This window comes from Rhodoferax sp. BLA1, assembly GCF_013416775.1.
GTDB lineage: Bacteria > Pseudomonadota > Gammaproteobacteria > Burkholderiales > Burkholderiaceae_C > Rhodoferax.
The window spans coordinates 163,663-189,792 of the sequence record NZ_SZVI01000010.1 but is presented as its reverse complement, the minus strand read 5'-3'; the positions used below and the strand labels follow the sequence as shown (position 1 = coordinate 189,792).

Annotated in this window: 18 protein-coding genes and 1 riboswitch; of the genes, 10 read left to right on the top strand and 8 right to left on the bottom strand. The window is 61.4% G+C overall.

Features of this window, described 5'->3' with window-relative positions:
* Positions 1–2 precede the first annotated feature (2 nt).
* On the top strand, positions 3–968 hold the full coding sequence (gene tolA / locus FDG13_RS11685; RefSeq protein ID WP_180127831.1) for a cell envelope integrity protein TolA: 966 nt from the start codon (positions 3–5) through the stop codon (positions 966–968).
* Positions 969–1,021: 53 nt separating this feature from the next.
* Here tolA and thiC read toward each other — a convergent pair whose 3' ends face one another.
* Together thiC and dnaE are read right to left on the bottom strand one after the other, a co-directional pair.
* The gene (thiC, locus tag FDG13_RS11680; RefSeq protein ID WP_180127829.1) at positions 1,022–2,935 is read right to left on the bottom strand and encodes a phosphomethylpyrimidine synthase ThiC; all 1,914 of its coding nucleotides are present in this window, start codon (positions 2,933–2,935) and stop codon (positions 1,022–1,024) included.
* An 85-nt stretch (positions 2,936–3,020) separates the two neighbouring features.
* A riboswitch (TPP riboswitch) is annotated at positions 3,021–3,130 on the bottom strand.
* 133 nt (positions 3,131–3,263) lie between these two features.
* Complete coding sequence (gene dnaE / locus FDG13_RS11675) at positions 3,264–6,827, bottom strand: DNA polymerase III subunit alpha (protein ID WP_180127827.1); 3,564 nt, start codon at positions 6,825–6,827, stop codon at positions 3,264–3,266.
* A gap of 35 nt (positions 6,828–6,862) precedes the next feature.
* Between dnaE and FDG13_RS11670 the strand changes: the two genes are divergently transcribed.
* Positions 6,863–7,516, top strand: a complete 654-nt coding sequence (locus FDG13_RS11670; RefSeq protein ID WP_370528213.1) for a response regulator — start codon at positions 6,863–6,865, stop codon at positions 7,514–7,516.
* Here FDG13_RS11670 and FDG13_RS11665 read toward each other — a convergent pair.
* The 5 genes from FDG13_RS11665 to FDG13_RS11645 all read right to left on the bottom strand — a co-directional run bounded on the left by FDG13_RS11665 (position 7,483) and on the right by FDG13_RS11645 (position 13,992).
* Positions 7,483–9,450, bottom strand: a complete 1,968-nt coding sequence (locus tag FDG13_RS11665) for a hybrid sensor histidine kinase/response regulator (RefSeq protein ID WP_180127825.1) — start codon at positions 9,448–9,450, stop codon at positions 7,483–7,485. The genes FDG13_RS11670 and FDG13_RS11665 overlap by 34 nt on opposite strands.
* Positions 9,447–10,400: an ABC transporter substrate-binding protein gene (locus FDG13_RS11660; RefSeq protein ID WP_180127823.1), complete on the bottom strand. Its 954-nt coding sequence runs from the start codon at positions 10,398–10,400 to the stop codon at positions 9,447–9,449. Before FDG13_RS11660 ends, FDG13_RS11665 begins: the two co-directional genes overlap by 4 nt.
* A gap of 8 nt (positions 10,401–10,408) precedes the next feature.
* A complete protein-coding gene (locus FDG13_RS11655) occupies positions 10,409–12,424 on the bottom strand; it encodes a TonB-dependent siderophore receptor (RefSeq protein ID WP_180127821.1) in 2,016 nt (671 codons plus the stop codon).
* A gap of 242 nt (positions 12,425–12,666) precedes the next feature.
* Positions 12,667–13,221 carry a flavodoxin family protein gene (locus FDG13_RS11650; protein WP_180127819.1) on the bottom strand — a complete coding sequence of 185 codons (555 nt, stop codon included), beginning with the start codon at positions 13,219–13,221 and terminating at the stop codon, positions 12,667–12,669.
* A 69-nt stretch (positions 13,222–13,290) separates the two neighbouring features.
* Positions 13,291–13,992 (bottom strand): pirin family protein, encoded by a 702-nt coding sequence (locus FDG13_RS11645; protein ID WP_180127817.1) that lies wholly within the window; start codon positions 13,990–13,992, stop codon positions 13,291–13,293.
* A gap of 112 nt (positions 13,993–14,104) precedes the next feature.
* On the opposite strand from FDG13_RS11645, the gene FDG13_RS11640 reads away from it, so the two are divergent.
* From FDG13_RS11640 to FDG13_RS20875, 4 genes are all read left to right on the top strand, one after another.
* Positions 14,105–15,040: a LysR family transcriptional regulator gene (locus FDG13_RS11640; protein ID WP_180127815.1), complete on the top strand. Its 936-nt coding sequence runs from the start codon at positions 14,105–14,107 to the stop codon at positions 15,038–15,040.
* Between the two features lie 75 nt (positions 15,041–15,115).
* Complete coding sequence (locus FDG13_RS11635; RefSeq protein ID WP_180127813.1) at positions 15,116–16,171, top strand: NAD(P)/FAD-dependent oxidoreductase; 1,056 nt, start codon at positions 15,116–15,118, stop codon at positions 16,169–16,171.
* 132 nt (positions 16,172–16,303) lie between these two features.
* Positions 16,304–17,278 carry a tRNA glutamyl-Q(34) synthetase GluQRS gene (gene gluQRS, locus FDG13_RS11630; RefSeq protein WP_180127811.1) on the top strand — a complete coding sequence of 325 codons (975 nt, stop codon included), beginning with the start codon at positions 16,304–16,306 and terminating at the stop codon, positions 17,276–17,278.
* A 55-nt stretch (positions 17,279–17,333) separates the two neighbouring features.
* Complete coding sequence (locus tag FDG13_RS20875) at positions 17,334–20,534, top strand: EAL domain-containing protein (protein ID WP_218942702.1); 3,201 nt, start codon at positions 17,334–17,336, stop codon at positions 20,532–20,534.
* Positions 20,535–20,539: 5 nt separating this feature from the next.
* On the opposite strand, the gene FDG13_RS11605 is transcribed toward FDG13_RS20875, so the two are convergent.
* Positions 20,540–23,176 (bottom strand): EAL domain-containing protein, encoded by a 2,637-nt coding sequence (locus FDG13_RS11605; protein ID WP_255435214.1) that lies wholly within the window; start codon positions 23,174–23,176, stop codon positions 20,540–20,542.
* 98 nt (positions 23,177–23,274) lie between these two features.
* Between FDG13_RS11605 and trmB the strand changes: the two genes are divergently transcribed.
* The 4 genes from trmB (at position 23,275) to FDG13_RS11585 (ending at position 26,128) form a co-directional block, all read left to right on the top strand.
* On the top strand, positions 23,275–24,030 hold the full coding sequence (gene trmB, locus FDG13_RS11600; protein ID WP_180127807.1) for a tRNA (guanosine(46)-N7)-methyltransferase TrmB: 756 nt from the start codon (positions 23,275–23,277) through the stop codon (positions 24,028–24,030).
* Positions 24,017–24,922 (top strand): pseudouridine synthase, encoded by a 906-nt coding sequence (locus tag FDG13_RS11595; RefSeq protein WP_180127805.1) that lies wholly within the window; start codon positions 24,017–24,019, stop codon positions 24,920–24,922. The genes trmB and FDG13_RS11595 overlap by 14 nt, the downstream gene beginning before the upstream one ends.
* Before the next feature lie 135 nt (positions 24,923–25,057).
* On the top strand, positions 25,058–25,510 hold the full coding sequence (locus tag FDG13_RS11590) for a FecR domain-containing protein (RefSeq protein ID WP_180127803.1): 453 nt from the start codon (positions 25,058–25,060) through the stop codon (positions 25,508–25,510).
* 3 nt (positions 25,511–25,513) lie between these two features.
* On the top strand, positions 25,514–26,128 hold the full coding sequence (locus FDG13_RS11585) for an OmpA family protein (protein WP_180127801.1): 615 nt from the start codon (positions 25,514–25,516) through the stop codon (positions 26,126–26,128).
* Positions 26,129–26,130: the final 2 nt, after the last annotated feature.

Here is a 26,130-nt window from a genome sequence, read left to right as displayed (position 1 = left end):
GCATGCACGTTGGGACTGATCGCCTGGAGTTTGCACCGCCCTCACCACCCGGCATGCTGCGGGCCTTCGTGTTGGCGCTGCTGGTACACGGCTTGTTGTTACTGGGGCTGACTTGGAGTGTGCGCTGGAAACACGACACCCCGGTGCTCAGCGCCGAGGCGGAACTCTGGTCCAGCGTGCCCGTGGAGGCCGCGCCCCAGGCAGTTGAGCCCGAACCTGAACCCACACCCGAGCCAGAACCGCCACCTGCGCCGCCGCCCAAACCAGCCCCGGTGGTCGAACCCCCTGCCCCACCACCGCCCAAAGTGGACATAACACTGGAGCAGGAAAAACAGCGGCTGAAGAAAGAACAAGCCCGCCTCGAAGAACTCAAGCAGGAGAAACTGCGCGAGAAAGAGCGCCTGGACAAACTGGAAAAAGCTCGGCTTGAGAAGTTGAAACAGGACAAACTCAAGCAAGAGCAACTCAAACAGGAACAGCTTAAACAAGACAAGCTCAAACAGGACAAGCTCAAACAAGAGAAGCTCAAGGCCGAACAAGCGGCCAAGGCGCAGCAAACTGCTGCGGAGAAGAAACAGGCGGCTTTGGACGCGAAACAGCTCGAAGCCCAACGCAATAAGCAATTGCAACGCGTACTTGGCATGGCCGGTGCCAGCGGCGGTGCCAACGCCACTGGCAGCGCGCTGAAGTCGTCCGGACCGTCGGCCAGTTATGGTGGGCGCATCCGTGCCAAGATCAAGCCCAACATTGTGTTCACCGAAGACATCCAGGGCAACCCCACCACCGAGATCGAGGTGCGTGCTGCACCCGACGGCACCATTGTTGGTCGAAAAATCACCAAGAGCAGTGGCGTCAAGGAATGGGACGAAGCGGTCATCCGCGCCATTGACAAGACCGAAGTGTTGCCACGCGACATCGACGGCAGCATGCCGTCGAGCCTGTTGCTGGTGTTCCGGCCCAAGGATTAGGCTTCTTTTTAAATAGCTACCAGCCCTTTATTTATAAGGGCTAGAGGCCAATTTCACCCATAAATCTCCTGGCCACCCAGGCGAAACTCGGTCGCCTTGTCTGCCAGGGCCGAGCCCAGCTGTTCGGCGCTGGGTGCGGGGGCGCGAGCCTGGGGCGCAGACGGCACCGAGATACGCGCAAACTCCCGCACCTCCTGCGAGATCTTCATCGAGCAGAACTTGGGCCCGCACATCGAGCAGAAATGGGCCACTTTGGCATGCTCCTTGGGCAAGGTTTCGTCGTGGAAGGCCATCGCGGTATCCGGATCAATCGCCAGACGGAACTGGTCTTCCCAGCGGAACTCAAAACGCGCCTTCGAGATGGCGTTGTCCCACATCTGCGCGCCGGGGTAACCCTTGGCCAGGTCGGCCGCATGGGCGGCGATCTTGTAAGCGATCAGGCCCTGTTTGACATCGTCGCGGTTGGGCAGGCCCAGATGCTCCTTCGGCGTCACGTAACACAGCATCGCGGTGCCGTACCAGCCGATGTTGGCCGCGCCCATGGCCGACGAGATGTGGTCGTAGCCGGGTGACACATCGGTGATCAGCGGCCCCAGGGTATAGAACGGAGCCTCAAAACAAGCGCTGAGTTGTTTGTCGACGTTCTCCTTGACCATCTGCAGCGGCACATGGCCGGGGCCTTCGATCATCACTTGCACGTCATGCCGCCAGGCAATCTGGGTCAGCTCACCGAGCGTGTGCAACTCGGCAAACTGGGCCTCGTCGTTGGCATCGGCAATCGAACCGGGGCGCAGGCCATCACCGAGCGAGAAACTCACATCGTAGGCTTTCATGATCTCGCAGATGTCCTCGAAGTGCTCATAAAGGAAACTCTCGCGGTGGTGCGCCAGGCACCACTTGGCCATGATGGCGCCGCCGCGCGAGACGATGCCGGTCAAGCGGTTGGCGGTGAGCGGCACATAGGCCAGCCGCACGCCGGCGTGGATGGTGAAGTAGTCCACGCCCTGCTCGGCCTGTTCGATCAAGGTGTCGCGAAAAATCTCCCAGTTCAGTTCTTCGGCCCGGCCGTTGACTTTTTCGAGGGCCTGGTAAATCGGCACGGTGCCAATCGGCACCGGTGCGTTGCGCAGAATCCACTCGCGGGTTTCGTGGATGTTGTCGCCGGTGGACAGGTCCATCACGGTGTCGGCGCCCCAGCGGATGGCCCAGACCAGCTTGTCCACCTCTTCCTCGACACTGGAGGTGGTGGCCGAGTTGCCGATGTTGGCGTTGACCTTGACCAGAAAGTTGCGGCCAATCACCATCGGCTCGCTCTCGGGGTGGTTGATGTTGCACGGGATCACGGCGCGCCCGCGTGCCAGCTCGTCGCGTACAAATGCCGGGGTCACCAGCTGTGTCATCAAGGCCCCCAAAGCCTGACCAGGCCGGGGCAGGCGCTCGGTGGCCAAGCGCTCGGCCAGTTGCGCACGAACCAGGTTCTCGCGGATGGCGACAAATTCCATCTCGGGCGTGATCAGACCACGGCGGGCGTAGTGCATCTGGGTGACATTGGCGCCCGCCTTGGCGCGTCGGGGGCTGAGCTGGTGGGCCAAGCGCAAGGCACCCAACGTCGGCTCGGACAGACGCTGCTGGCCGTAACGGCTGCTCAGGCCGGGCAAGGCCTCGGTGTCCTGGCGCTCGGCGATCCAGCCGCTGCGCAGCGACGGCAGACCACGGCTGATGTCAATGGCCACCGCCGGGTCGGTATAGGGGCCAGAGGCATCGGGCAGGCGCAAGGGCGGGTTGGGCACACGGCGGGATTCACCCTGTGCGGGGTCGCTCTTGACCAGAGTGTCGCTGAGCGCCACCTCGCGAAACGGCACCCGGATGTCGGGGCGCGAACCGCTGAGGTAAATTTTGGACGAGCCCGGAAACGGGGTGCGGGTGATGCCGCGGGTGATTTGTGAGGTGTCGACGGTGGGTGTCATGGCGGTCTCCGGTAGGTCAAGAAAAGCCTGCCTGGAGTGCCGGGGTCAACCTGGGAAGATCTTGTGAGCCGCCCTCAGGTGCACCGATGCCAATTGCGTTGTTCCCTACGCGGGCATGACCCCGATCAGGTTCAGCGGGTTCCACAGAAGTGGTCTCAGCCTCGACTTTCGTCTCTGGCGCCCCGACAAGCCTGCGCAGTGTAAACGCAGCCGAGCCAGGTGGGTAACACTGCTGGGCGCTTCAAACCGATGTGGCCATGTGCCAAAAACCCACATCCCCTTATTTGATAGCTGCTCGCCTTTGACACATAAGGGCTAGAGACCCATTTCAGTCATAAACAATGGCAGCGGTGCCAGGCGCCACCTGCGCCCACCAGCTGGCCAGGGCCGCGTTGCTGGGGTAGAAACGGGCGCGTTCACCGAACTGTAATTCCACCGCCGCAGCGCCCTCATCACCCTGGCAGGTCAAAGCCATTCGCACCTGCAGACCACGCATCAAAACACCTTGTTCGGTTTCTTCACGCTGCGCCGGGTAGTCCTTGATCAGCCGCGCTACATCGGGCGCCCTGCCCTGCGCCTGCTTGGGCATCGTCACCCGCAGGAACTTGCCAAAACGGCAGCGCGCCTGCTCCAGGTCCCAGATTTGGGTCACGGTGAGCTGCATGCCACCCGAGAAGCGGTCGGGTTGCTGCTTGCCCATGACAATGATGAGTTCGTCGTCTTTGAGCAGGTTTTTGTGGGCGTTGATCAGCGCCTCGTCGGCACGCGCCTCGATCACACCCGACTTGTCGTCGAGCTTGAACAGCGCCAGCTTGCCGCGCTGGCCGTTGATGACGCGGAAATCGGTGACGATGCCTGCGAGCAGCTGCGGCTCACGGGTGTCGATCAGGTCGTCAATGGCGCGCCGCGCAAAACGGCGCACCTCATCGGCCACCTCGTCAAACAGATGGCCTGACAGATAAAAGCCGACCGCGGTTTTCTCAAAGGTGAGACGCTCTTTGATCCCCCAGGGCGTGGCCTGAACCAGCTCCGGCTCCTGGGTGCTGGAGCCCAGCTCATCGGGACCTCCCATGTCAAACAAGCTGCACTGGTTGGCGTTGGCCAAGGTGGCGGCGCCAAACTCGAAGGCCAGGTCGACACTGGCCAGCAGGCTGGCGCGGTTGAGGTGGATCGCATCAAAGGCCCCGGCCTTGATCAGCGCCTCGACCGTGCGTTTGTTGATGCGGCTGCGGTCGACCCGGGCGCAGAAGTCAAACAGGCTCTTGAACGGGCCGCGTGTGTCACCCAGCGGGCCCACACCCCGGCCCTCACGCGCCGCCACAATGGCTTCAATCGCCTGTTGGCCACTGCCCTTGACGGCGCTCAGGCCATAACGGATGACTTTGTCAGAGACTGGCTCAAACCGGCTGACACCCCGGTTCACATCCGGTGGTTCAAAACTCAGACCCATCTTGATGGCGTCTTCCAACAAGACCTTGAGCTTGTCGGTGTCGTCCATTTCCACCGTCATGTTGGCGCAAAAGAACTCGGCGGTGTAATGCACCTTGAGCCAGGCCGTGTGGTAGGCCAACAGCGAGTAAGCAGCAGCGTGCGACTTGTTGAAGCCGTAACCGGCAAACTTTTCCATCAAGTCAAACACTTCGTCAGCCTTGTCTTGGCTGATGTCGTTTTTGGCAGCACCATCGCGGAAGATCTGGCGGTGTTTGGCCATCTCTGCCGCGTCTTTTTTACCCATGGCGCGGCGCAACATGTCGGCGCCACCGAGTGAATAACCGCCCAGAATCTGCGCGGTCTGCATCACCTGCTCCTGGTAGACCATGATGCCGTAGGTCTCAGACAGCATGTTGGCCACCAGCGGGTGCGGGTACTCCACCACCTCGCGCCCATGTTTACGCGCCACAAAGCTCGGGATCAGGTCCATCGGGCCTGGGCGGTACAACGCATTGAGCGCAATCAGGTCTTCCAGACGCGTGGGTTTGGCGTCACGCAACATGCCTTGCATGCCACGGCTTTCAAACTGGAACACCGCTTCGGTTTTGCCGTCCTGAAACAGTCGGTAGGTGGGTTTGTCGTCGAGCGGCAGGTTCTCGAAGGCAAAGTTTTCCTGACCCTTGTGGCGTTTGACGATGAACTCGCGCGCAATCTCCAGAATGGTCAGGGTGGCCAGACCCAAAAAGTCGAACTTGACCAGGCCCACAGCCTCCACGTCGTTCTTGTCGTACTGGCTCACCGCCGATTCGCTGCCAGGCTGCTGGTAGAGCGGGCAGAAGTCGGTGAGTTTGCCCGGTGCGATCAGCACGCCCCCGGCGTGCATGCCGATGTTGCGGGTCATGCCTTCCAATTTGCGCGCCAGCTCCAGCAAGGTGCGCACGTCTTCTTCTTTGGCTTCGCGCTCGGCCAGGATGGGTTCTGCCTCGGTGGCGTAGACCATCTTGTCGTCTTTTGACTTATCGGGTGGCGGCAGTTGCAGGGTGACGGCTACACCCGGCTTGTTCGGGATCAGTTTACTAATGCCGTCACAAAAGGTGTAGCTCATGTCCAGCACCCGACCCACGTCGCGGATCGCCGCACGTGCGGCCATGGTGCCAAAGGTGGCAATCTGGCTCACCGCGTCCTTGCCGTATTTGTCCTTGACGTAGTCAATCACGCGGTCACGGTTGCCCTGGCAGAAGTCGATGTCGAAGTCGGGCATCGACACCCGCTCGGGGTTCAGGAAACGTTCAAACAGCAGGTTGTATTGCAACGGGTCCAGGTCGGTGATCTTGAGCGCGTAGGCCACCAGAGAACCGGCGCCAGAACCCCGCCCGGGCCCCACGGGGCAACCGTTGTTCTTGGCCCAGTTGATGAAGTCGCCCACAATCAGGAAGTAGCCTGGGAAACCCATTTTCAGGATGGTGACCAGCTCGAATTCGAGGCGTTCGACATAACGCGGCATCTCGGCCTCACGCTTGGCGGGGTCCGGGTACAGGTGCGCCATCCGCTCTTTCAAGCCCTCATGTGAAGCGTAGCGAAAATACTCATCAGCCCCCATGACTACACCGTTGACCGGTGGAATCGGAAAGTCCGGCAACTGCGGCTTGCCCAACACCAGGCTCAGGTTGCAGCGCCTGGCGATCTCGACACTGTTGGCCAGGGCGCTGGGCACATCGGCAAACAGCTCGGCCATCTGCGCGGCGGTTTTGAAGTGTTGCTCACGGGTGAAACGGCGCACCCGGCGCGGGTTGGCCAGAATTTCGCCCTCGGCAATACAAACCCGGGCTTCATGGGCCTCAAAGTCTTCAGGTGCTGCAAACTGGATCGGGTGAGTCGCCACCACCGGCAACTGCATGCGTTGCGCCAGCTGCACCGCAGCGGCCACCTGTGGCTCGTCTTCCGCTCGCCCGGCGCGTTGCAACTCCAGGTAAAAACGGTGCGGGAACACGTTGGCCAGTTGCATGGCCGCATCAAACGCCCGTGCTTCGTCGCCTTGCAACAGTGCCTGCCCTACCGGCCCGGCCTGCGCACCTGAGAGGCAAATCAATCCGCCATTGAGCTCATTGAGCCAAGCCAGGCTGATGCTGGCCTGGGTTTTTGTGCCGTTTTGGGTCCAGGCGCGTGCCAACAACTCGGACAAGTTCAGGTAACCGGCATGGTTTTGCACCAAAAGCAACACCCGGGACAGCTGGGTGGCCTCTTTGCCCAGGCCTTCGAGCCATATTTCAGCGCCGATGATCGGTTTGACGCCGCGCTTGCGCCCTTCTTTGTAAAATTTGACCGCACCAAACAGGTTGCTGAGGTCGGTGATGGCCAAGGCCGGTTGTTGGTCCGAAGCGGCAGATTTGACAATCTCGTCGATCCGGTTGGTGCCGTCAATGACGGAAAATTCGGTGTGTAGGCGCAAGTGAACAAACATAACCTGCATTGTAGGAAAGCAGCAAGGCGGTCAAGGTGAAGATTCTGGTGGTGGATGATCATGCGCTGGTGCGTGCGGGCCTTTGCCAGGTGCTGCAGGGTTTGTCACCCCAAGAGACCACCGAGGTGTTTGAAGCCGCCGACTGCACTCGTGCTTTTGTGCTGGCTGCAGCCCACCCCGACCTGGACCTGGTGCTGCTGGACTACCACCTGCCCGATATGAACGGCTTGGCCGCCCTGGCCATTTTTGGTGAGCGCCACCCGGAGCTACCGGTGGTGATTCTGTCGGGCTCGGCCAACCCCAGCATTGCACAACGGGTCTTGGCGCAAGGTGCGGCCGGGTTTGTCACCAAGTCTGGCTTGAGTGACGAGTTGTTGCATGCATTGCGTCAGGTGCTGCGTGGCGAGGTCTATTCACCGCTGGAATTCAGGTCGGCTCACCAGGAAACCCCAGCCTGTTCCGAGATCAGGGCGCCGGTCTTCACACCGCGCCAGCAGGAGGTGCTGCAATTGTTGCTGGGTGGCTGCAGCAACCGCGACATCAGCGAGCAGCTGTCTCTGTCGGACGAAACCGTCAAAAACCATGTCAGCAGCATCTTGCGGGGTTTTGGTGTCAAGACCCGCACCCAGGCCGCCCTGGAAGCGGGCCGCTGGGGCTACGACAAGTCGGCGCCTGTCACCTCCCGCTGATCCGCTTGCTCCATCAACAGGTGGCGCAGCAGGCTGCGTAACTTAGCCGGGCGCACAGGTTTGTGCAGCAGCGTCAAACCGGCCGCCTGCGCCGCCTGGATCAGCCCGGGATCGGTATCCCCACTCATCAAGCAAGCCGGTGTGGCGGTGCCAAGGCGCTGGCGCAAGCCTTGCACCAGCTGCATACCGTTGTGTCCCTCTTGCAAGCGGTAGTCACTCACAATCACATCAGGCACCAGGCCCTGGGCCAGACACTCTATTGCGTCCGACGCACCACGTGCCTGCGCCACCCGCATGCCCCAACTAACCAGCAAACCCACCAGGGCGCTGCGGGCCAGTGCATCGTCCTCCACCACCAGCGCACAACGGTCACGCACATCATCAGGCACAACTTTGTCTTTGCTGACCTCTTCCTCCAGGGTACGGGGGCCCGCGACAGACGGCAAACTCAAGGTAAAACGTGTGCCCTTGCCAGGCAGCGACAACATCTTCAACGGATGCCCCAGCAAATTCGCCGTGCGCTGAACAATGTTGAGCCCCAGACCCAAGCCCTTGGTGCGGTCCCGCGCCGCATTGCCCACCTGGTAAAACTCGGCAAACACCGCCTGCTGGTGTTCCGGCGCAATGCCAATGCCGCTGTCCCACACCTGCAGTTCAACCCGCCCCGACGCCCTCTGGCGCGCCGCCACCAGCACACCACCACGTTCGGTATAACGCAAGGCATTGCCCACCAGATTGAGCAACACGCGGTAGATCAGGGTGGCATCACTCTTCACCCACAAGGGGGTGGGTCGCACACGCAAACGCAAGCCTTTGTCAGCGGCCTCGGCGCTCAGCGCCTGCTGCAACTGGTCAAACAAGCCAGACAGGGCAAAGGGCCGCTTGTCGACCTGCACCGCACCAGCCTCCAGGCGCGAAATGTCCAGCAAACCGTCCAGCAGGTTTTGCATGGCGCGCACCGAAGCGTCCAGGTTGCCAATCAGCTCGCCAGTCTGGCGGTCATGTGGCAGCTGCGCCAGGCGTGACACAAACAGACCCAGCGCATGGGTGGGTTGGCGCAAGTCATGGCTGGCCGCAGCCAAAAACCGCGATTTGGCCACGTTCGCCTGTTCTGCCTCGTCCTTTTTTTCGCGCAGGGCTTGGGTGGCCAGTTCGATTTGCTGCTCCAATTCAACCCGAGCCTCTGACAGGCGCTTGGCCATCAGGTGGATATGGCGCTGTAAATCCTGCAGCGGGTCGTGCGCAAAAGCCGGGTCACAGAGCTTGTCCACCGCCGCAAAATCGCCTTGGCCAATACGCTCGACCAAGTGTGTGATGCGGGTGATCGGGCGGATCACGCCCCGGCTCAAAACCACCGCCAAAGCCATGCCAAAGAGCAGACTCAAGGCACCAATCACCCCGCCCGAGAGCAACAAATCGTGTTTGCGGGTGTCCACACTCTGGCGCGAAAACACCATCACCACCTGGCCCAGTTGCACCGGAGAGGGGGACTTTTGCACGCCACTGTTTTCGAACAGATCGTCGATCGCGACGGTGCTTGGAAACACCGGCTGTGCCAGCCAGTCCAGCCGCCGGTCTGGCGCAAAACCCTGCATTTCCAGACCACTCATGGGTAAGGAAAACGCCTGGTCGGCCTGACCCGCGCTGGCCAAGAGCTGGCCCTTGACGTTCAAAATGCCCACCCAGCGCACATCGGTTTCTTGCAAAGCGCCCACGGCCAGCGCCTGCAACTGCGGCACATTGCCCGAGAACAGACCATATTCACTGGCCACCGAGGCCTGTCGCACCACCGCACGGTTGCGCTGGTCGTAGGCCGCTTGCATGTCGCCAAAACGGGCCAACAGGAACACGGTGGCCAACAAGGTGCTGATCAGGGCCAGCGGTAACAGGGCCGCCAACAGCATGCGACTGCGGATGTCAAGTGTCTTCTTCATGGGAGTCGCTCCAGACGTCGCAAGGCCAAACGCAGTGCCTGTGCATCAAGCGTCAAGTCCAACACACGTGCCACATGAGCATTCACACCCACCTCAAAATCATTGGGCTCCAGCACATGGTCTGGCAGGGACTTGCCACGCAACACCCCCAGCACCAGCTCGGCCGCCTGCTGGCCCGCCTGCAAGGGTGTGGTGTAGAGCGCCAATACCGCGCCTGCACGCACATAGGCTGGAGAAAAAGCGACAAGGGGAACACGTGCACGAAAACTCGACATCAGAATGTTTTGAAGGGTGTTGCTGTTGTAAATCGCCGGGTCTGCCAAAGCCAGCAGCACATCGCTGCCGCCCAACACCTGCGCCAGGGCCAAGGGCAAATCGTCGGCCTGGGTGACTCTTGTCTCCTGCAATTCCAAGCCGTTAGCTGTCACCAGCGGTCTCAACCCTGTCGCCCGGTCAGCGGACTCGGCACCCCACAGCACACCCAGTCGCTTGGCCTGCGGCAAGGCCAACCGAACCAAAGCCAACTGACGTGCCAGAGGCTGGTCTAGGTAAATCGCACTCAAGCGGGCAGAGACCGTTTTGCCCTGGCTGCGCACAATGCGCTCAAAACTGCGGCGCGGGATCAGGGCGCTCAAAACCGGCGCCTGGGTGCCAGAAGCCGCCAGCAGTTGTGTGGCCTCGCTGCCCAGTGCCACATAAACGTTGGGGCGTGGTGGCTGGCCCGATTTGAATCGTGCCGCCAGCTCAGTTGCCAAAGACTGCACGATATCGACCCGAGCAATGCCTTGGCGCACCAGATGGTCGGTCAGCGCCTCGGCGGTTTGGGTGTACGCGGCGGCCGTATCGCTGCTGACGATGAGCACCCGGGCCGTCACATCCGGCACCTGTGCCCAGGCACCCCAAACGCCGAGCGTCAAGACCAGGAGCACAGAGCGCAAGACCACGGCCATGAGCGGGTTCAGTCTTCCAGACGCAGGGTGATGTACGCCTGCTTGTCGAACACGAACTCCTTTTTGAAGTCGCGGTAGGCCGACCCCATGTTCTGCACCACCAGCGCGATCTCACCACGCCGTGAACCCCAACGCAGGGCTTTGGCCAGACGCAGATCGGTGCGCCGTGAGGCTTGTGCATCCAGCTCACTACCACCAAACATGGACCACCCGCGGCTGTCAACATGCGTCAACATCACTTGCATCTGCCCTGGCAATTTTTGTGCATAACTCAGGGTGCTGGCCAGCTGCGGCGCAGCCAGGGCGTCGCCACGATTGACCGTGGTGATATCGGTGTAGGTCTGATTCAGCACAAACTGCGCGCCACCCCAGGGCTGCCATTTGAGTTGGTATTCGGCACCCCGAATTGCAAAACTCTCGTCATTGAGGTAGGACTTGATTCGTCCATCCGTGATCCGGACAAAGTGTTTGAGCTGCTCATCAAACACCCGAACGTCCAGCGCCATGCGCCACTGCGGAAATTCGCCCAGATAACCTACCTCCTTGCTCATCAGCTCTTCGGGCTGCAGCTGGCTGTTGCCACGTCCGGTCTGCATCAGCTGATGACCGTTCCAGTAATACCGGACATCCGCAAAACGCTCCAGGTTGCTGGGCGGGCGGTAGGCTTTGGAGAGGCCAGCGCGCAAGGTGTGTCCCGGCGACACATGCCAGTTGAGCATCAGGCGCGGCGCCAGCGAGTCACCGTTGTCGCTGCTGTGCTCGGCCAATGCCCCCAGGTTCAGCAACCAATTGTTGGCGACACGCCACTCCAGATTGCCAAACAAGCGGGTGAAGTCGTTCACAAACGTGCTTTGTGTGTTGTACAGCGCCAGCGACTGAACCCGCTCGCTGCGAAACTCCCCGCCCCACACCAGCCTGAGGGCATCACCGTGGCGCAAGCTGTGCTGCAGGGTCAGCACATCACTGCTGGCTGTGCCGTCGGCACTGACGGTGTAAATGTCACTGGCGGTAAAAGGGCGACTGATGAAGTAGGACGCGTCATCCAACAAGGGGCGAACCCGGTTGAGTTGTCGCAGGTCATAGGGGAATCCATCGGCATAACGCTCCTGCGTGTGTGACAGCTTAAGCGACACATCTTCGTCCACACTCAGACTGTGTTTGTAATCGAGCTGGGCGTAGGCTGAGCCAAAGTCAAAATGTCGCTGGGCGTTGCCGGTTTCACCCGCCCTGCCCCGACCCGAATCGATGCTCAACGCGCCCAGGCGCACCTGCACCTCATCCACACCATTGGGGCGAAGGTCTGAACGGAAGTTGATGCGCGAGACCCGGTTCTGGCCGTAGGCGCCGGTCAGACCGTCGTCCTCACGGGTGTCCGCTGTCAGGCGAAAGCTGCCGCGCCAGTCACCCCAGCCAAGGCGCGCCTGGGTGTCGCGGATACCGTTTTCACCCACGGTGACCGCGCCTTGTGCACCCAGCGTGTCGGCGGTATGGCGGGTCACGATGTTGATCACCCCCAGCATCGCCCGGGCACCATAAGCGGCCGAGTTGGAGCCACGCAGCACCTCAATGCGCTCAATGTCCTCGATCGCCACCGTCTGCAGACCCGGGCCAACGCTGCCAATGAAATACGGCGAATACACCGAACGCCCGTCAATCTGCACTTCCAGCCGGTTCGAGTAGGCGTCAAACGCACCGTGGTAACTGACCAGCGGCGCCACACTCTCAAACGCGTTGCTGACCTGAAAACCCGGCACCAGGCGCAGCAGATCGGCCACATCGCGCGCGCCAGAGTTGCGGATGGTGTCGCGATCCAGAATGCTCACCGCACCGGGTGTCTCGTCCAAGCGCTGCGGCAAGCGCGACACACTCAGCACAATCGGCATGTCCGACAAAAAGTCTTTCTCAGACACCGAAGCGACGACCTGGGCCAGTGCCTGGCCGCCAACGAGCAAGCCTCCGGTCAACAGCGCGGCCGGCAACAGGTGAATATCAAGGGATGGGAAAGGAGGTAAAGCAGCTTGCATCAGGGCTCAGATCTTCTGTTTGTTTTGCACAGATTTTGCCCTGCCCCGCTCACCCACCGCTGACACCTGTCCGCACCAGCCTCAGGACCGTGTCAGAGCAGCAAAAATGCTACTCAGTCTATAGCTATCAGCCCTTTATCCATAAGGGCTAACGGCAAAAAAAAGCATACAAACTTCAAAAACCTGGCGCCCACACCTGACAAAAACCCGGCCACGCTGGGCCGGGTCAGCGTCAGCTTTGATCAGGCGCTGAACTTGGCAGCAACAGCCGCCACACGCTGGCCAAACAGCCGAGCGGTTTCCAGATCACCAGGCAGCATCTCGGCGGGTGATGCGTCCGACGGTGACTGCGCCATGGCACCGCAAAACGAGCCAACATAGTTGAGGTCGTTGCGCTGCGCCGCCTTGCTGTTGCTGGGCATCATGCCGGTGCCGACCCAGATGCCGCTGTGCTGCATGGCCAGGGTGAACAGATAGTGCAAAGTGGACAACTTGTCACCATTCATGGTGGCACTGTTGGTGAAACCGGCAAACACCTTGTCTTTCCAGGCTTGGCCAAACCAGGGTTTGCTGGTGGCATCAGCAAACTTCTTGAACTGCCAGCTCACCGAGCCCATGTAAGTGGGGCTGCCAAAAATGATGGCGTCAGCGGCATTCAAGGTGGCCCAGCCAGCCTCGGACACGTTGCCGTCAGCATCAATCGCCACCAGCTCGGCAGCGGCGCCGTCGGCCACAGATTGCGCCATGCGCAGGGTGTGGCCGTAGCCGGAATGGAAAACAACTGCAACTTTGGCCATGAAACAACTCCTAAAGGTTAAATAAAAACAACTGACACGATCATTCAAACACCCCGGCCCGCAGGCCCATCAGGCGGACAAATCAAACACCAGCACCTCGGCATCCACACCGTCGGACAGCGTGAGCAGCGGCTCATCGTCCAGCAGCGCGGCGTCGCCCGCATGCAGCTTGAGGCCGTTGACCACCAGTTCACCGCGCACCAGAAACACATACCCCTTGCGTTGCGCCGCCAAAGCCAAATCGGCAGTTTGCCCGGTCTCGAACAAACCTGCATACAGGCGTGCGTCAGCATGCAAGCTGACCGAACCCTGGGCACCGTCCGGCGAGGCAACCAGGCACAGGCGGCCCTGCTTGCGCTCAGTCTCGAACGTCTTTTGCTCGTAGCCCGGCTCGATGCCTTGCACATTGGGCAAGATCCAGATCTGCAGAAAATGGGTGGTCTCATCCGCTGCGTGGTTGTATTCGCTGTGCTGCACCCCCCTGCCCGCACTCATACGCTGCACCTCGCCGGGCCGGATGGTCTGCACATTGCCCATGCTGTCCTTGTGCGCCAAAGCCCCCGACATCACATAGGACACGATCTCCATGTCGCGGTGGCCATGGGTGCCAAAACCCTTGTCGGGCGCAATACGGTCTTCGTTGATCACCCGCAAATTGCCCCAACCCATGTGCGCCGGATCGAAATAACCCGCAAACGAAAAACTGTGGAACGATTTGAGCCAGCCGTGGTCGGCAAAACCGCGTTCTTGCGAAGGTCTGAGTTGGATCAAGGTGACTCCTTGTGTGAATAAGACAATGGCCACTTTAGCCGGGCACGCCTCTGTGATCTCCCTGAGGTTTTGATGGCATCATTCAAATGTTTCGAATAAAAGAATGTCGACCATGCAAACCGCACGCAAGGTATTGACCCCTGAAGCGCTCGCCATGCTGCAAACCATTGCCGATACCGGCAGTTTTGCCGCTGCCGCGCGGGCCTTGGGCATGGTACCCAGTGCCTTGACTTACCGGGTCCGCCAGATGGAAGACGCGCTCGATGTGTTGCTGTTTGACCGCAGCTCACGCCAGGCGGTGGCCACCCAGGCCGGGCTGGAGCTGTTGCGCGAAGGTGAACGCCTGCTGCAAGAGATTGACGCAGTGGCCAACCGTGTCAAACGCGTGGCCACCGGCTGGGAGCCGCAGTTCACCATTGCGGTGGACGCCATCATCGCCAAGGCCACGGTGATGGAGCTCTGTGAGCGTTTTCTGGAAGGCGCGCCACCCACCCGCATCCGGCTGCGCGACGAAACCCTCTCAGGCACGCTGGAGGCGCTGACCAGCGGCCAGGCCGACCTGGCTCTGGGCGTGGCCGACATGACACAAAACATCGGCCTGCACGGCCAGTTGCTGGGGGAGGTGCGTTTTGTGTTTGCAGTGGCACCGCACCACCCGCTGGCCGCGTCAAACGAACCGCTGTGTGATGAGGAGTTGCGCCAGCATCGCGCCGTGGCGGTGGCCGACACCATCAGCCGCGGGCGCGGCATGAGCATCGGGTTGCTGGGTGGTCAGGACGTGCTGACCGTGGCCACCATGCAGGACAAACTCGACGCCCACATCCGCGGCCTGGGCTGCGGTTTTTTGCCCGAATCGATGGTGATGGACCACCTCGCCACCGGGCGGCTGGTGGCGCGCAACACGGTGCGCGCACCGCGCGTCGTCAGCCTCAACTACGCCTGGCGCGCCAGCAGTGCCACGCCCGGGCGGGCCATGCAATGGTGGCTGGACGTGCTGGGCAGCGCCACCACCCGCGCGGCTTTGCTGCAGCGTCACCGAGGCGTGTAAAGTCGGTCACAGCGGCGGGAGACACCTTGCCCCTCACAACAACACAAACACACCTTTACCTCTGGAGCCAACACTATGAACAAATCCCCTCGCATGCGCCAACACATTGCCGTCATTGGTGCGGGCATGGCAGGTGTCACCTGCGCACGCACCCTGGTGCAGGCGGGCCACACCGTCACCCTGTTTGAAAAAAGTGGCGGCCTGGGTGGGCGCATGGCCACCCGCGACAGCGCCTTTGGCTCGTTTGACCACGGCGCCCAGTACTTCACCGCACGCGACCCACGTTTTGTCATGGCGCTGGAAACCTCGCCCGCGTTGGTCAAACGCTGGAGCGCCAACACCGTGCAGGTGATTGACGAGACAGGCCAGGTTGGCACCTCCGCTGCACTGGTGAACGAGGCGCACTGGGTCAGTGTGCCGGGCATGAACGCGCTGGTGGCGGGCTGGGCACGCGACATCCAGGCACCAAGCCAGATCGAGTTACACACCCGCGTGACCCAGATCGAGGCTGATGCCCTCAAACCCGGTCTCTGGCAGCTGCGCACCGAAGGCCCCGATGACGCGCGCCACGTGTATTCTGGCTTCAACGCTGTTTTGCTCGCTATCCCCAGCCCCCAAGCGCAGAGTTTGCTACAAACTTCGAAGCTTGCCGAGACCTGGGTACCCATGCTCGAAGGGGTTGACATGGCACCCTGCTGGACGCTGATGCTGGCCTTCCCCCAGGCCATGCAGCCCGATCTGTCGACACTGGGCCCGCAGTGGAGCGCGGCGCGCAGCAAACACCACCGCATTGCCTGGCTGGCCCGTGAGTCGAGCAAACCCGGACGCAGCCCGATTGAACGCTGGACGGTACAAGCCAGCGCCGAGTGGTCACAAGAACACCTGCAAGACGACCCGGCACGGGTGCAGGCCAAGCTGCTCAAGGCCTTTGCTGAGGTCACCGGCATCCACGCCGAACCCGCGTTTGTCGACAGCCAGCGCTGGCTGTACGCCAAAACCCGCCAGACCCTGGGCCAAAGCCATTTGTTCAATGCAGAACAGGGCCTGGGCCTGTGCGGCGACTGGTGCCAGGGTTACCGGGTGGAAAACGCCTTTGTCTCCGGGCTGGAGCTGGCACTCGCGGTGGTGTAGGCCGCCAACAGAGCACACGGGCCTGGCCTCAGACAGGCTGGCCGTCGCTGCTCTTGTGGCCTATAGCACCCGTTTGAGGGCTGCGCTCGCACTGCGGGTGTCACCCCAAAGCCACTGTTCACCGTGCCCACCATGAGCCATTACGTCGGCCGTTTTGCCCCCTCGCCCACCGGGCCGTTACACGCAGGCTCCCTGGTGGCGGCGCTGGCCAGCTGGCTCGACGCGCGCGCCCACGGCGGGCGCTGGCTGGTGCGTATCGAGGACGTGGACAGCAGCCGTTGCCTGCCCGGTCTGGGCGAATTCATCTTGCAGCAGCTCGGCCAGTGCGGCCTGATGCCGGACCAGCCGCCCGTCTACCAGTCACAGCGCAGCGGGCTCTACCAACAGGCGTTGCAGGCCCTGGTGCAACGTGGTCTGGCCTACCGGTGCAGTTGCACCCGCAAACAGATTGAGGCGGTGCTGGCCCAACACGGCACAGGCAAAGCACGCCATGGTGAACTGGTCTACCCCGGCACCTGCCGCTCTGCGCCACACAGCGCCACCATCGGGGCGTGGCGCCTGCGCACCGACATTTGCATAACAAATAGGCCTCTAGCCCTTATTCAAAAAGGGGGGATAGCTACTGATTCAATAGTATTCCCACGCCACGCCGACCTCTGTACCCAAGCCCTGCTTGGGCCCACCGAGTGGCTGGATCGCCGCCTGGGCCCGCAGCAGCAGGACGTGGCCACGGTGGTGGGCGACTTTGTGCTGAAACGTGCAGACGGTTGTTTTGCCTACCAGCTCGCGGTGGTGGTGGACGACGCCGCTCAGGGCATCACCGACGTGGTGCGCGGCGCAGACCTGACGGACAACACCGCCCGGCAAATCCTGCTGCAACGCGCCCTGGGCCTGCCCACACCACGCTACCTGCACACACCGCTGGTGCTGGGCGCCAATGGCGAGAAACTCTCCAAACAAAACGGTGCTGCGGCACTGGACCTGCAGCGCCCCCTGGCCGCGCTCAACCAGGCAGCCCAGACGCTGGGTCTGTTGCCACAGGCAGACACCCTGGCCGAGGCGCTGGCGGCTTGGGTGACCCAGTGGCCCAGCGCGTCACCCCGCTAACAAGCTTCTCAAAACCCGCCGGTGTGACCATAATGAAGCGGGAGTACACACCAGCATGACACACCACCTGGAAGCCTCGATCGGGTTTGCTTGCGGGCCCACACCACAGCTTGTCACAGCCAGCGAGTCCATCCTGGGCCTGCTGGGTGTGCCTGCGCAGGACTTCCTCAACGGCTCTGTCAGCTGGACCGGGCTGATCCACCCGGACGACCAGGATGTGGCCGAGCAGCTGTTTTCACCGGATGTGGGCCCGGCCCAGGGCAGTTTCAACATCCGCCTGCGCCATGCGGATGGCCGTATGCGTTGTATCCGGCTGCGCTACCAACGCCAGCCGACGCAGGCACCGGTGACGCTGCAGGTGCAGCTTGCCGATGCCCGCGCGCTCTACCAGCCCAACGCACGCAGTTTGATGCCCAACTTTGTCGCCATGATGGAGAACACCGATGACTTCATCTACTTCAAAGACCGCAACCATGTCTTCACCGGTGCCAGCCAGACCCTGGTGAGCATCACCGACCCGTCTGAGCACTGGCGGGACCTGATCGGCAAAACCGATTACGACGTGTTCCCAGAGGCCTTTGCCGATGTCTATTACCGCTTGGAAAAGCAGGTATTTGCCGGTTTGCCAGTCGCCCACGAGGTGCAGGCCATTCCAACGCGTGATGGCCGCACCGGCTGGGTGGACAACCGCAAGTACCCGATCACCAATGCCCAGGGTGAGATCATGGGTCTGTTTGGTGTGGCCCGCGACATCACCGAACTCCAAACGACCAAAGACGCGCTGTCTGAAAGCGAACACCGCTTCAGAACCATTTTTGAGGAACTGCCCTCGATCTCGGTGCAAGGCTACAACCGGCAACGCCAGGTGATTTACTGGAACCGCGCCAGTGAGCAGCTGTATGGTTACACCCGCGAACAGGCGCTGGGCCGCCAGCTTGAAGACCTGATCATTCCCGAGCCCATGCGCGAGCCCGTCATCGGTTTTGTGGATGCCTGGACACAGGGTGGTCCCGCCATCCCCTCGGCCGAGCTGACACTCAAAGGTCGGGACAAGCAAGCGGTGGAGGTGTTTTCCAGCCATGTCATGCTGCACAGCGCGGCGGGTGAACCCGAGATGTACTGCATCGACATCGACATCTCCGAGCGCAACCGGGCCACACGCGAGCTGCGCGCCAGCGAGTCTTTTTTACGCACCATCATCGATGAAATCCCTGACGCCCTGGTGCTCAAGGACAGGAGCGGCAACTTCTTGTTGTGCAATCAGGCGGTGGCCCGGCTCTACCACACCACGCCGGAGGCCATGGTGGGCAAACACGACGAGGACTTTGGCGTCAGCCCGGAGATGGCAGCCTTTTTCCGGGCCAGCACCCAGGCAATCATTGCAGGTGGCACCACCCAGGTGGTGCTGGAAGACAGCCGCGACGCCCTCACCGGTGAGGTGCGTCACCTGCGCACCATCAAGAAGCCGCTCAAAGATGTCGATGGCCACGACCAGGTGCTGGTACTGGGCCAGGACATCACCGATCTGGTGCGCGCCCAACACCAGGTGGCCGAGAGTGAGCAACGCCTGCAACATGTGATGGAAACCACACGCGAAGGCATCTGGGACTGGCATCTGCCCAGCAACCACGTCGTCCACAACCGACAGTGGTTTGCCACCTTGCTCTATGCCGAACACGAGATTCCCCCGACACATGAGGCTTTTACGGCGCTGATTCACCCTGAGGACCTGGACGCAGTCCAGGCCCGCATCAACGCGCTGGTCAACGGCAGCTGCAACGACTACCACTCCGAACACCGCCTGATACGCAAGGACGGCAAAGTCATCTGGGTGCAGGACCGCGGGCGGGTGGTCACGCGTGATGACAACGGTCAGGCGCTGCGTATCGTGGGCAGCTACTCAGACATCAGTTTCCAGAAGGAGCACCAGCAGTACCTGGAACGCATCGCCCATTACGACCCGCTCACCAGCCTGCCCAACCGGGTGCTGCTGGCTGATCGCATGCAACAGGCGATGGCCCAGGGCAAACGCCGGGGCCTGCAGGTGGCTGTTGCCTACCTGGACCTGGACGGGTTCAAAACCATCAACGACCAGCATGGCCACACCATGGGTGACCTGTTGCTCACCAGCATTGCCAGCCAGTTCAAAGTGATGATGCGAGAGGGTGACACCATTGCCCGGCTCGGGGGTGACGAGTTTGTGGCGGTGTTTGTCGACCTGGTCGACGTGCAGGACAGCGTGGCATTGATCCAGCGCTTGCTGGAAGTGGCCTCGCGCCCGACCGAAGTGGACGGCCTGATGCTCAAGGTCTCCGCCAGCATCGGTGTGAGCTTTTACCCGCAGGCCGAGGACACCAACGCCGACCAGTTGTTGCGCCAGGCCGACCAGGCCATGTACAACGCCAAACTGGCAGGCAAAAACCGCTACCACCTGTTTGATGCCGAACACGACCGCCACTTGCGCGCGCGCAACGACACGCTGGAGCGCCTGCAGCAGGCCTTGGACCAGCAGGAATTTGTGCTGTATTACCAGCCCAAGGTCAACCTGCGCAGCGGCAAGGTGGTCGGTCTGGAGGCGCTGATCCGCTGGCAACACCCGGAGCGCGGGCTGCTGGCACCGGGCGCCTTTTTGCCCGCCATCGAAGGTCATGCGCTCAGTGTGGCGCTCGGTGAATGGGTGTTGAAGACGGCGCTGGCCCAGGTACAGACCTGGGCCGCTCTCGGGCTGCGTCTGGCGGTCAGTGTGAACATCTCGGCTCAGCATCTGCAGCAGCCCGATTTTGTCGACCGGCTCAAGCAGTGTTTGGCCGCCCACCCCGAGATGCCCCACGGCACGCTGGAGCTGGAAGTGCTGGAGACCACCGCGCTGGACGAAATCGATGCGGTGGCCGCTGTCATCCGCGAATGTGCGGCGATGGGTGTCAGCTTTGCGCTCGATGATTTTGGCACCGGTTACTCCAGCCTGACCTACCTGAAACGCCTGCCTGCCCAGGTGTTAAAAATCGACCAGAGTTTTGTGCGCGACATGCTCGATGACCCGGAAGACCGGGCGATTGTCGAAGGGGTGCTGGGCCTGGCCCGCGCCTTTGGCCGAGAGGCCGTGGCGGAAGGCGCCGAAACCGCCGCCCACTGCCGTCTGCTGCTGCGGGTGGGTTGTGATCTGGCCCAAGGTTATGGCATCGCCCGCCCGATGCCTGCCGACGCGGTGCTGAACTGGGTTGAGGGCTGGCACCCCGACCTGGGTTGGTTAGGCTGAACGGCTCACAACACAGGCTGCTGAGCCTGGACGAATGCCTCAAAAGCCGCCACCGGCAAGGGCTTGCTGAAGTAATAGCCCTGGGCCTCATCACAGCCCTGCAGGCGCAAAAAAGCCAGCTGGCTGGCAGTCTCGACCCCCTCGGCAATGGTCTTGAGGTTCAGACTGGCGGCCAGGTTGATGATGGCGGTGACGATGGCTTTGTCATCTGGGTCGTCGCTGATGTCCCGCACAAAACTCTGGTCGATCTTGAGTTTGGACACATTGAACTTCTTGAGGTAACTCAAAGACGAGTAACCAGTACCAAAGTCGTCAATCGCCAGGTGAATGCCGAGATCGTGCAACTGGTTCATCAGCATGATGGCGGCCATCGGGTTCTCCATCGCCATGGCCTCGGTCAACTCCAGTTCCAGGTACTGGGGTGGCAAACCCACCTCTTCGAGGATCTGGGTCACCATACTCAGCAGATTGGGGTGGCGAAACTGCACCGCCGACAGGTTCACCGACACCACCATCGGTGCCATGCCGGCCTCGATCCAGCGCTTGAGCTGGGTCAAGGCACTGCGCAACACCCATTCACCAATGACCAGAATCTGGCCGCTCTCTTCGGCGATCGGAATAAATTCTGCCGGTGACAGGCTGCCCATCTCCGGGTGTTGCCAACGCAGCAAGGCCTCCACACCCACGATGTGGCCATCTTGCAGCGACAGCTGCGGCTGGTAGTGCAGGCTCATCTCGCCACGCGCCAGCGCAAAGTGCATGGCGTTGACCAATTGCAACTTGCGCGCCGCATGGGACTGCATTTCCTGGGTGAAAAAAGCAAAATTATTGTGGCTGGCCTGCTTCACGCGGTACATCGCGGTATCGGCGTTTTTGGACAAGGTCTCAAAGTCCAGCCCGTCATACGGGTACAGGGCAATACCAATCGACAGGCTGCTGACCAGTTCATAGGTGTCCATCTTGAACGGCTCGTGCATCACAGCCAGCAGCTTCATCGCAATCTGGCTGGCACTTTCCTCGGTCACCGAGGGCAGCAGCAAGATGAACTCATCCCCCCCCATGCGCGACAAGGTGTCCCCGGCGCGCAGCGCTGCGCTCAGGCGCTGGGCCACCTGCACCAGCAGGCGGTCGCCCATGCTGTGGCCCAAGGTGTCGTTGACATTCTTGAAGTGGTCCAGGTCCAGGAACATCAGCGCCAGGCCCTCACCACTGCGCTGCGCCAGTTGGTGGGCAAAATCAAAACGCGCCTGCAACTGGCTGCGGTTGGGCAGGCCGGTGAGCTGGTCAAAATGGGCCAGCTGGGTGATGCGCTCGTCGGTACGCTTTTTTTCCGAGATGTCACGGGTGATCGACAACACACACTCCACCTCGTCCAGACGCACCAAGGCAGCCGACACCAGGCCGGTCAGCACACTGCCGTCCTTGCGCAAGAATTCTGCTTCCAGATTGTCGCAATGCCCCTCACGGTTCAACGCGTCGGTGTAGCGTTGGCGGTCTTCAGGACGGCGCCAAACGTTCAGCCCCAGAGAGGTTTTCCCGAGTACATCAGCGGCAGCCCAGCCAGTCACCTGCTCAAAGCCTCGGTTGACATCAATGTACAAACCGTCAGACCGGCGCGTGATGCTCAACGCGTCCGGACTGGTGTGAAATGCCTTGCGGTAGCGCTCTTCGCTGTCGGCCAGGCTGAGCTGTGTGCGCCTTCGGTCTACCTCGTCGGCAAAACGGTCCAGCGCAAAACTGATGTCCATCGCCATTTCCAGCAACAGCGAGCGGGCCGCCTCGTCAAACGCATGGGCCTCACCCGCATACACCGTCAACAGGCCCGCCAGTTGGCCACGGCGTTTCAGCGGCAAGGACGCGGCAGCGCCCCAGCCGTAGGTTCTGGCCCGGTTGTGACAGACCTGTGCGGTTGGGTCATTGGCGAAATCCTGAAACCAGTAGGGTTCACCGGCACGCAAGGCCCGGTCAGAGGGCCCCAGACCCTGGCTGGCGTCGGTGCTGGTGTCAATGACCAGGCCACTCAGGGAGTCGGATCCTTCACCCACCCAGGTCACCGGCTTGATCACCCCGGTGGTGTCCATCACACCGATCCAGGCCAGCTTCAAGCCGCCATATTTCACCGCGTCCGCACAGATGATCGGGAACAACTCGGCCTCACTCTTGCAGCGCACAATGGCCTGGTTGCACTGGCTCAAGGCAGCGTACAGCTGGGTCAGCCTTTGTAATTTGCGTTCAGCCACAACGTGCTGGCTGACATCGCGCGACAAGACAATAAAACTCTCGGCTTGCCCCGGACCATTGTCCTTGCGCGAGATTGACAGCTCAAACCAGCCCAGCCCATCGGGCAGCATCAGTTCGATCCGACAACCCTTGGAGACACCCTGGGTGTGTGCCTCGTTCAAGGCGGCCAGACAAGCGTCGGCGGTGGCTTGGGGCAAAAGCTCATGCAGCGTCTTGCCGATAAATTCCTCAGGCGGCACCGCCAGCAAGTCGGTACGCGGCGAGTGGTAGTCCAGATAACGCCCCGCCAGATCCACCTCAAACAATAAGTCGGGCAAGGCATCCAGAATCGCCCGCAGACGACGCTCAGCACCCGCCTCGGGCATCGAGGCAGGAGCAAAAAGCGCAGGGTTGTCTGACATAGATGAGGGTCCGATGAGGGGTGTCTTGGCAAGCGGGGCCATTTTGATCGCATTTTCACGACAAATCTACAATCCGCTGCACTTTGAGCACCCACACCATGACCCAAGACACCCCATCAGCCCCGGCCAGCCCTGAGCGGCGCGCCATCCGCAGTTTTGTCAAACGCACCGGGCGCACCACCGCAGGCCAGACCAAAGCCTTGGACGAATTGGGGCCCCGTTTTTTACTACCGTACCAGCCAAACACTCTTGATTTTGCAGCAGCATTCCCTGATACAACAAGGGCTACAGGCCAAAATGACATCAAACCGGCACCTCTCGTGCTGGAAATTGGATTTGGCATGGGAGAGGCCACCGCCCACATCGCCGCGCTGCTGCCCGACACCCACTTCCTGTGCTGCGAGGTGCATGACCCCGGCGTCGGTGCACTGCTCAAACGCATTGGTGAACAAGACCTGCACAACATCCGCATCTGCGCGCATGATGCGGTGGAGGTCATTGACCACATGCTGCCCGAACAATGCCTGGACGGCGTGCATATCTTTTTCCCCGACCCTTGGCACAAGGCGCGCCACAACAAACGCCGCCTGATCCAGAGCCCGCTGGTGGCCAAGCTGGCGGCGCGCCTCAAGGTCGGTGGTTACATCCACTGCGCGACCGACTGGCAGGAATATGCCGAGCAGATGCTGGAGGTGCTGGGTGCCGAGCCATTGCTCAAAAACAGCGCGCTTGTGTCTCACCCAGAATTACAAGGCTACGCGCCCAAACCACACTACCGGCCACTGACCAAGTTCGAAAACCGCGGCCTCAAGCTCGGCCACGGTGTCTGGGATCTGGTGTTTGAGCGGGTTTAAGCCCCCAACAAGAAACGGTGTCGGCCCCAGCTGTGTCGGCCTGCCCGCAGGCCCCTGGCCGAGCCTGATCGACTTTCTAGTCGAGCGTTTCCCCAACGTGGCGCGCCACACCTGGCTAGAGCGCTTGGCGCGGGGTGACGTGATCAATGAACACGGCGCCACACTCAGCCGCGAGCAGGCTTGCCAGCCGCCCTACCCGGCCCACACCCGGCTCTATTACTACCGCGAGGTGCCCAACGAGCCGCTCATCCCGTTTGAGGAGGTGGTGCTGTACCAGGACGAACATCTGCTGGTGGTCGACAAGCCGCACTTTTTGCCGGTGGTGCCCTCTGGTGGCTACCTGGCTGAGACCGTGCTGGTGCGGCTCAAGAACAAGCTGGGGCTCGACGACTTGGTGCCGATCCACCGCATAGACCGAGACACTGCCGGGCTGGTGTTGTTCTCCAAACAGCCAAGCAGCCGCGCCGCCTACAGCGCCCTGTTCAGCCAGCACCAGGTGCACAAAACCTACCACGCAATTGCGCCCTGGCGAGCGGATGTACCCATGCCACAAACACGCCACAGCCGCATCACTGAGGCTGGCCACTTCATGCTGCAGCACGAGGTGCCCGGTGTGCCCAATGCGCTGACCCACATCGAGGTGCTGCAGGTGCAAGGGGATCTGGCACGGTATGCCTTGCGCCCCGTCACTGGCCAGCGCCATCAGTTGCGGGTGCACATGCTGGCACTGGGCTTGCCAATCCTCCACGATGGGCTCTACCCCGACTTGATGCCCGAAGGCCAATTCGACCCTGCTCGCCCGCTACAGCTGCTGGCCAGAGAACTGGTGTTTACCGACCCGATCGGCCAGACCCGGCACCACTTTGTGAGCCAGCGCCAGCTGATGTTCTGAACCACAGGGCTGCGGAGTAAATGCCGCGACCATACTGTGGCGCCGCCACCGCATACCATAGCAAACGGCTTTGTCCAACACGCTGCACACTGGTAGCATGCCATTCGGCGCAGCACACTTTGACAGGAACACAGCATGAAGATCAAGCCACTTCTTACCTCAGGGGCACTGGTACTCGGTCTGGTGACAACGGCCACCTGGGCCGATGAGGCGGTGATCGGTTACATCAAAACGGTGCAGGGGCAGGCCTCGGTGGTGGCAAGCGGCCAAAGCACCCAGGCCACACCCGGCACAGCGGTGAGGGCGTCGGATACCTTGAAAACCGGCCCGGCCTCCAGCCTGGGCATCACACTGAGCGACAACACCTTGTTGTCGATGGGTCCGGACACCGAGTTGGTGGTGGACGAGTACCTGTTCAACCCGGCGCAAGATCAGTTGAAACTCGGCGCCAGCCTGGGCAAGGGCTCACTCAACTATGTCTCGGGTGTGATTGCCAAACTCAAACCCTCGGCGGTGTCGGTACGCACCCCTACCGGCACGATTGGTGTGCGTGGCACCCATTTTGTGGCGCTGGTTGTTCCGGAGTAAACCATGTCGACCCAACACACACATCCCACTTTTGCCAAGCTTCTTTGCTGGCTGGCCAGCGCACTGCTGCTGAGCCTGACCGGCTGTGCCAAAAACTATGTGGTGCTGCTGCCAGATGACGATGGCACCCTGGGCCAGGTGGTGGTCACCAGCGGACAGCAAACCACCGTGCTCGACAAGAAGAACCAAGGCACCTTGATGGGGGGCACGCGCAGCGAGACCTTCACCGTGACCAACGAGCAATTGCAAAAGGATTTTGGTGCAGCGCTGGCGGCCAGCCCCAAGAAACCGACCAGCTACCTGCTGTATTTTGAAACGGGCCAGGCGCTCCTGACCAAAGCCTCACAGGCCGAGATTCCCGTGATCAAGGAAGACATCAGCCATCGCCCAGGCGTGGATGTGGCTGTGATTGGCCACTCCGATACCAAAGGCGAAGCACAAGCCAACTATGAACTGGGTTTGACACGCGCCAAGCTGGTGTCAGCCTTGATCAGCGATGCGGGTGTCAGCACTGAGCGGCTTTCGGTGGAGTCGCATGGCGAGAAAAACCTGCTGGTTAAAACACCGGACGATGCGGATGAGCCAAGCAACCGGCGTGTGGAAGTGATCGTGCGCTGAAG

What these genes read in the sequence shown, in the direction of transcription:
- tolA (WP_180127831.1), top strand. Translation starts at nt 3, where the DNA reads ATGCACGTTGGGACTGATCGCCTGGAGTTTGCACCGCCCTCACCACCC.
- thiC (WP_180127829.1), bottom strand. Translation starts at nt 2,935, where the DNA reads ATGACACCCACCGTCGACACCTCACAAATCACCCGCGGCATCACCCGC.
- dnaE (WP_180127827.1), bottom strand. Translation starts at nt 6,827, where the DNA reads ATGTTTGTTCACTTGCGCCTACACACCGAATTTTCCGTCATTGACGGC.
- FDG13_RS11665 (WP_180127825.1), bottom strand. Translation starts at nt 9,450, where the DNA reads ATGAAGAAGACACTTGACATCCGCAGTCGCATGCTGTTGGCGGCCCTG.
- FDG13_RS11660 (WP_180127823.1), bottom strand. Translation starts at nt 10,400, where the DNA reads ATGGCCGTGGTCTTGCGCTCTGTGCTCCTGGTCTTGACGCTCGGCGTT.
- FDG13_RS11655 (WP_180127821.1), bottom strand. Translation starts at nt 12,424, where the DNA reads ATGCAAGCTGCTTTACCTCCTTTCCCATCCCTTGATATTCACCTGTTG.
- FDG13_RS11650 (WP_180127819.1), bottom strand. Translation starts at nt 13,221, where the DNA reads ATGGCCAAAGTTGCAGTTGTTTTCCATTCCGGCTACGGCCACACCCTG.
- FDG13_RS11640 (WP_180127815.1), top strand. Translation starts at nt 14,105, where the DNA reads ATGCAAACCGCACGCAAGGTATTGACCCCTGAAGCGCTCGCCATGCTG.
- FDG13_RS11635 (WP_180127813.1), top strand. Translation starts at nt 15,116, where the DNA reads ATGAACAAATCCCCTCGCATGCGCCAACACATTGCCGTCATTGGTGCG.
- gluQRS (WP_180127811.1), top strand. Translation starts at nt 16,304, where the DNA reads ATGAGCCATTACGTCGGCCGTTTTGCCCCCTCGCCCACCGGGCCGTTA.
- FDG13_RS20875 (WP_218942702.1), top strand. Translation starts at nt 17,334, where the DNA reads ATGACACACCACCTGGAAGCCTCGATCGGGTTTGCTTGCGGGCCCACA.
- FDG13_RS11605 (WP_255435214.1), bottom strand. Translation starts at nt 23,176, where the DNA reads ATGTCAGACAACCCTGCGCTTTTTGCTCCTGCCTCGATGCCCGAGGCG.
- trmB (WP_180127807.1), top strand. Translation starts at nt 23,275, where the DNA reads ATGACCCAAGACACCCCATCAGCCCCGGCCAGCCCTGAGCGGCGCGCC.
- FDG13_RS11590 (WP_180127803.1), top strand. Translation starts at nt 25,058, where the DNA reads ATGAAGATCAAGCCACTTCTTACCTCAGGGGCACTGGTACTCGGTCTG.
- FDG13_RS11585 (WP_180127801.1), top strand. Translation starts at nt 25,514, where the DNA reads ATGTCGACCCAACACACACATCCCACTTTTGCCAAGCTTCTTTGCTGG.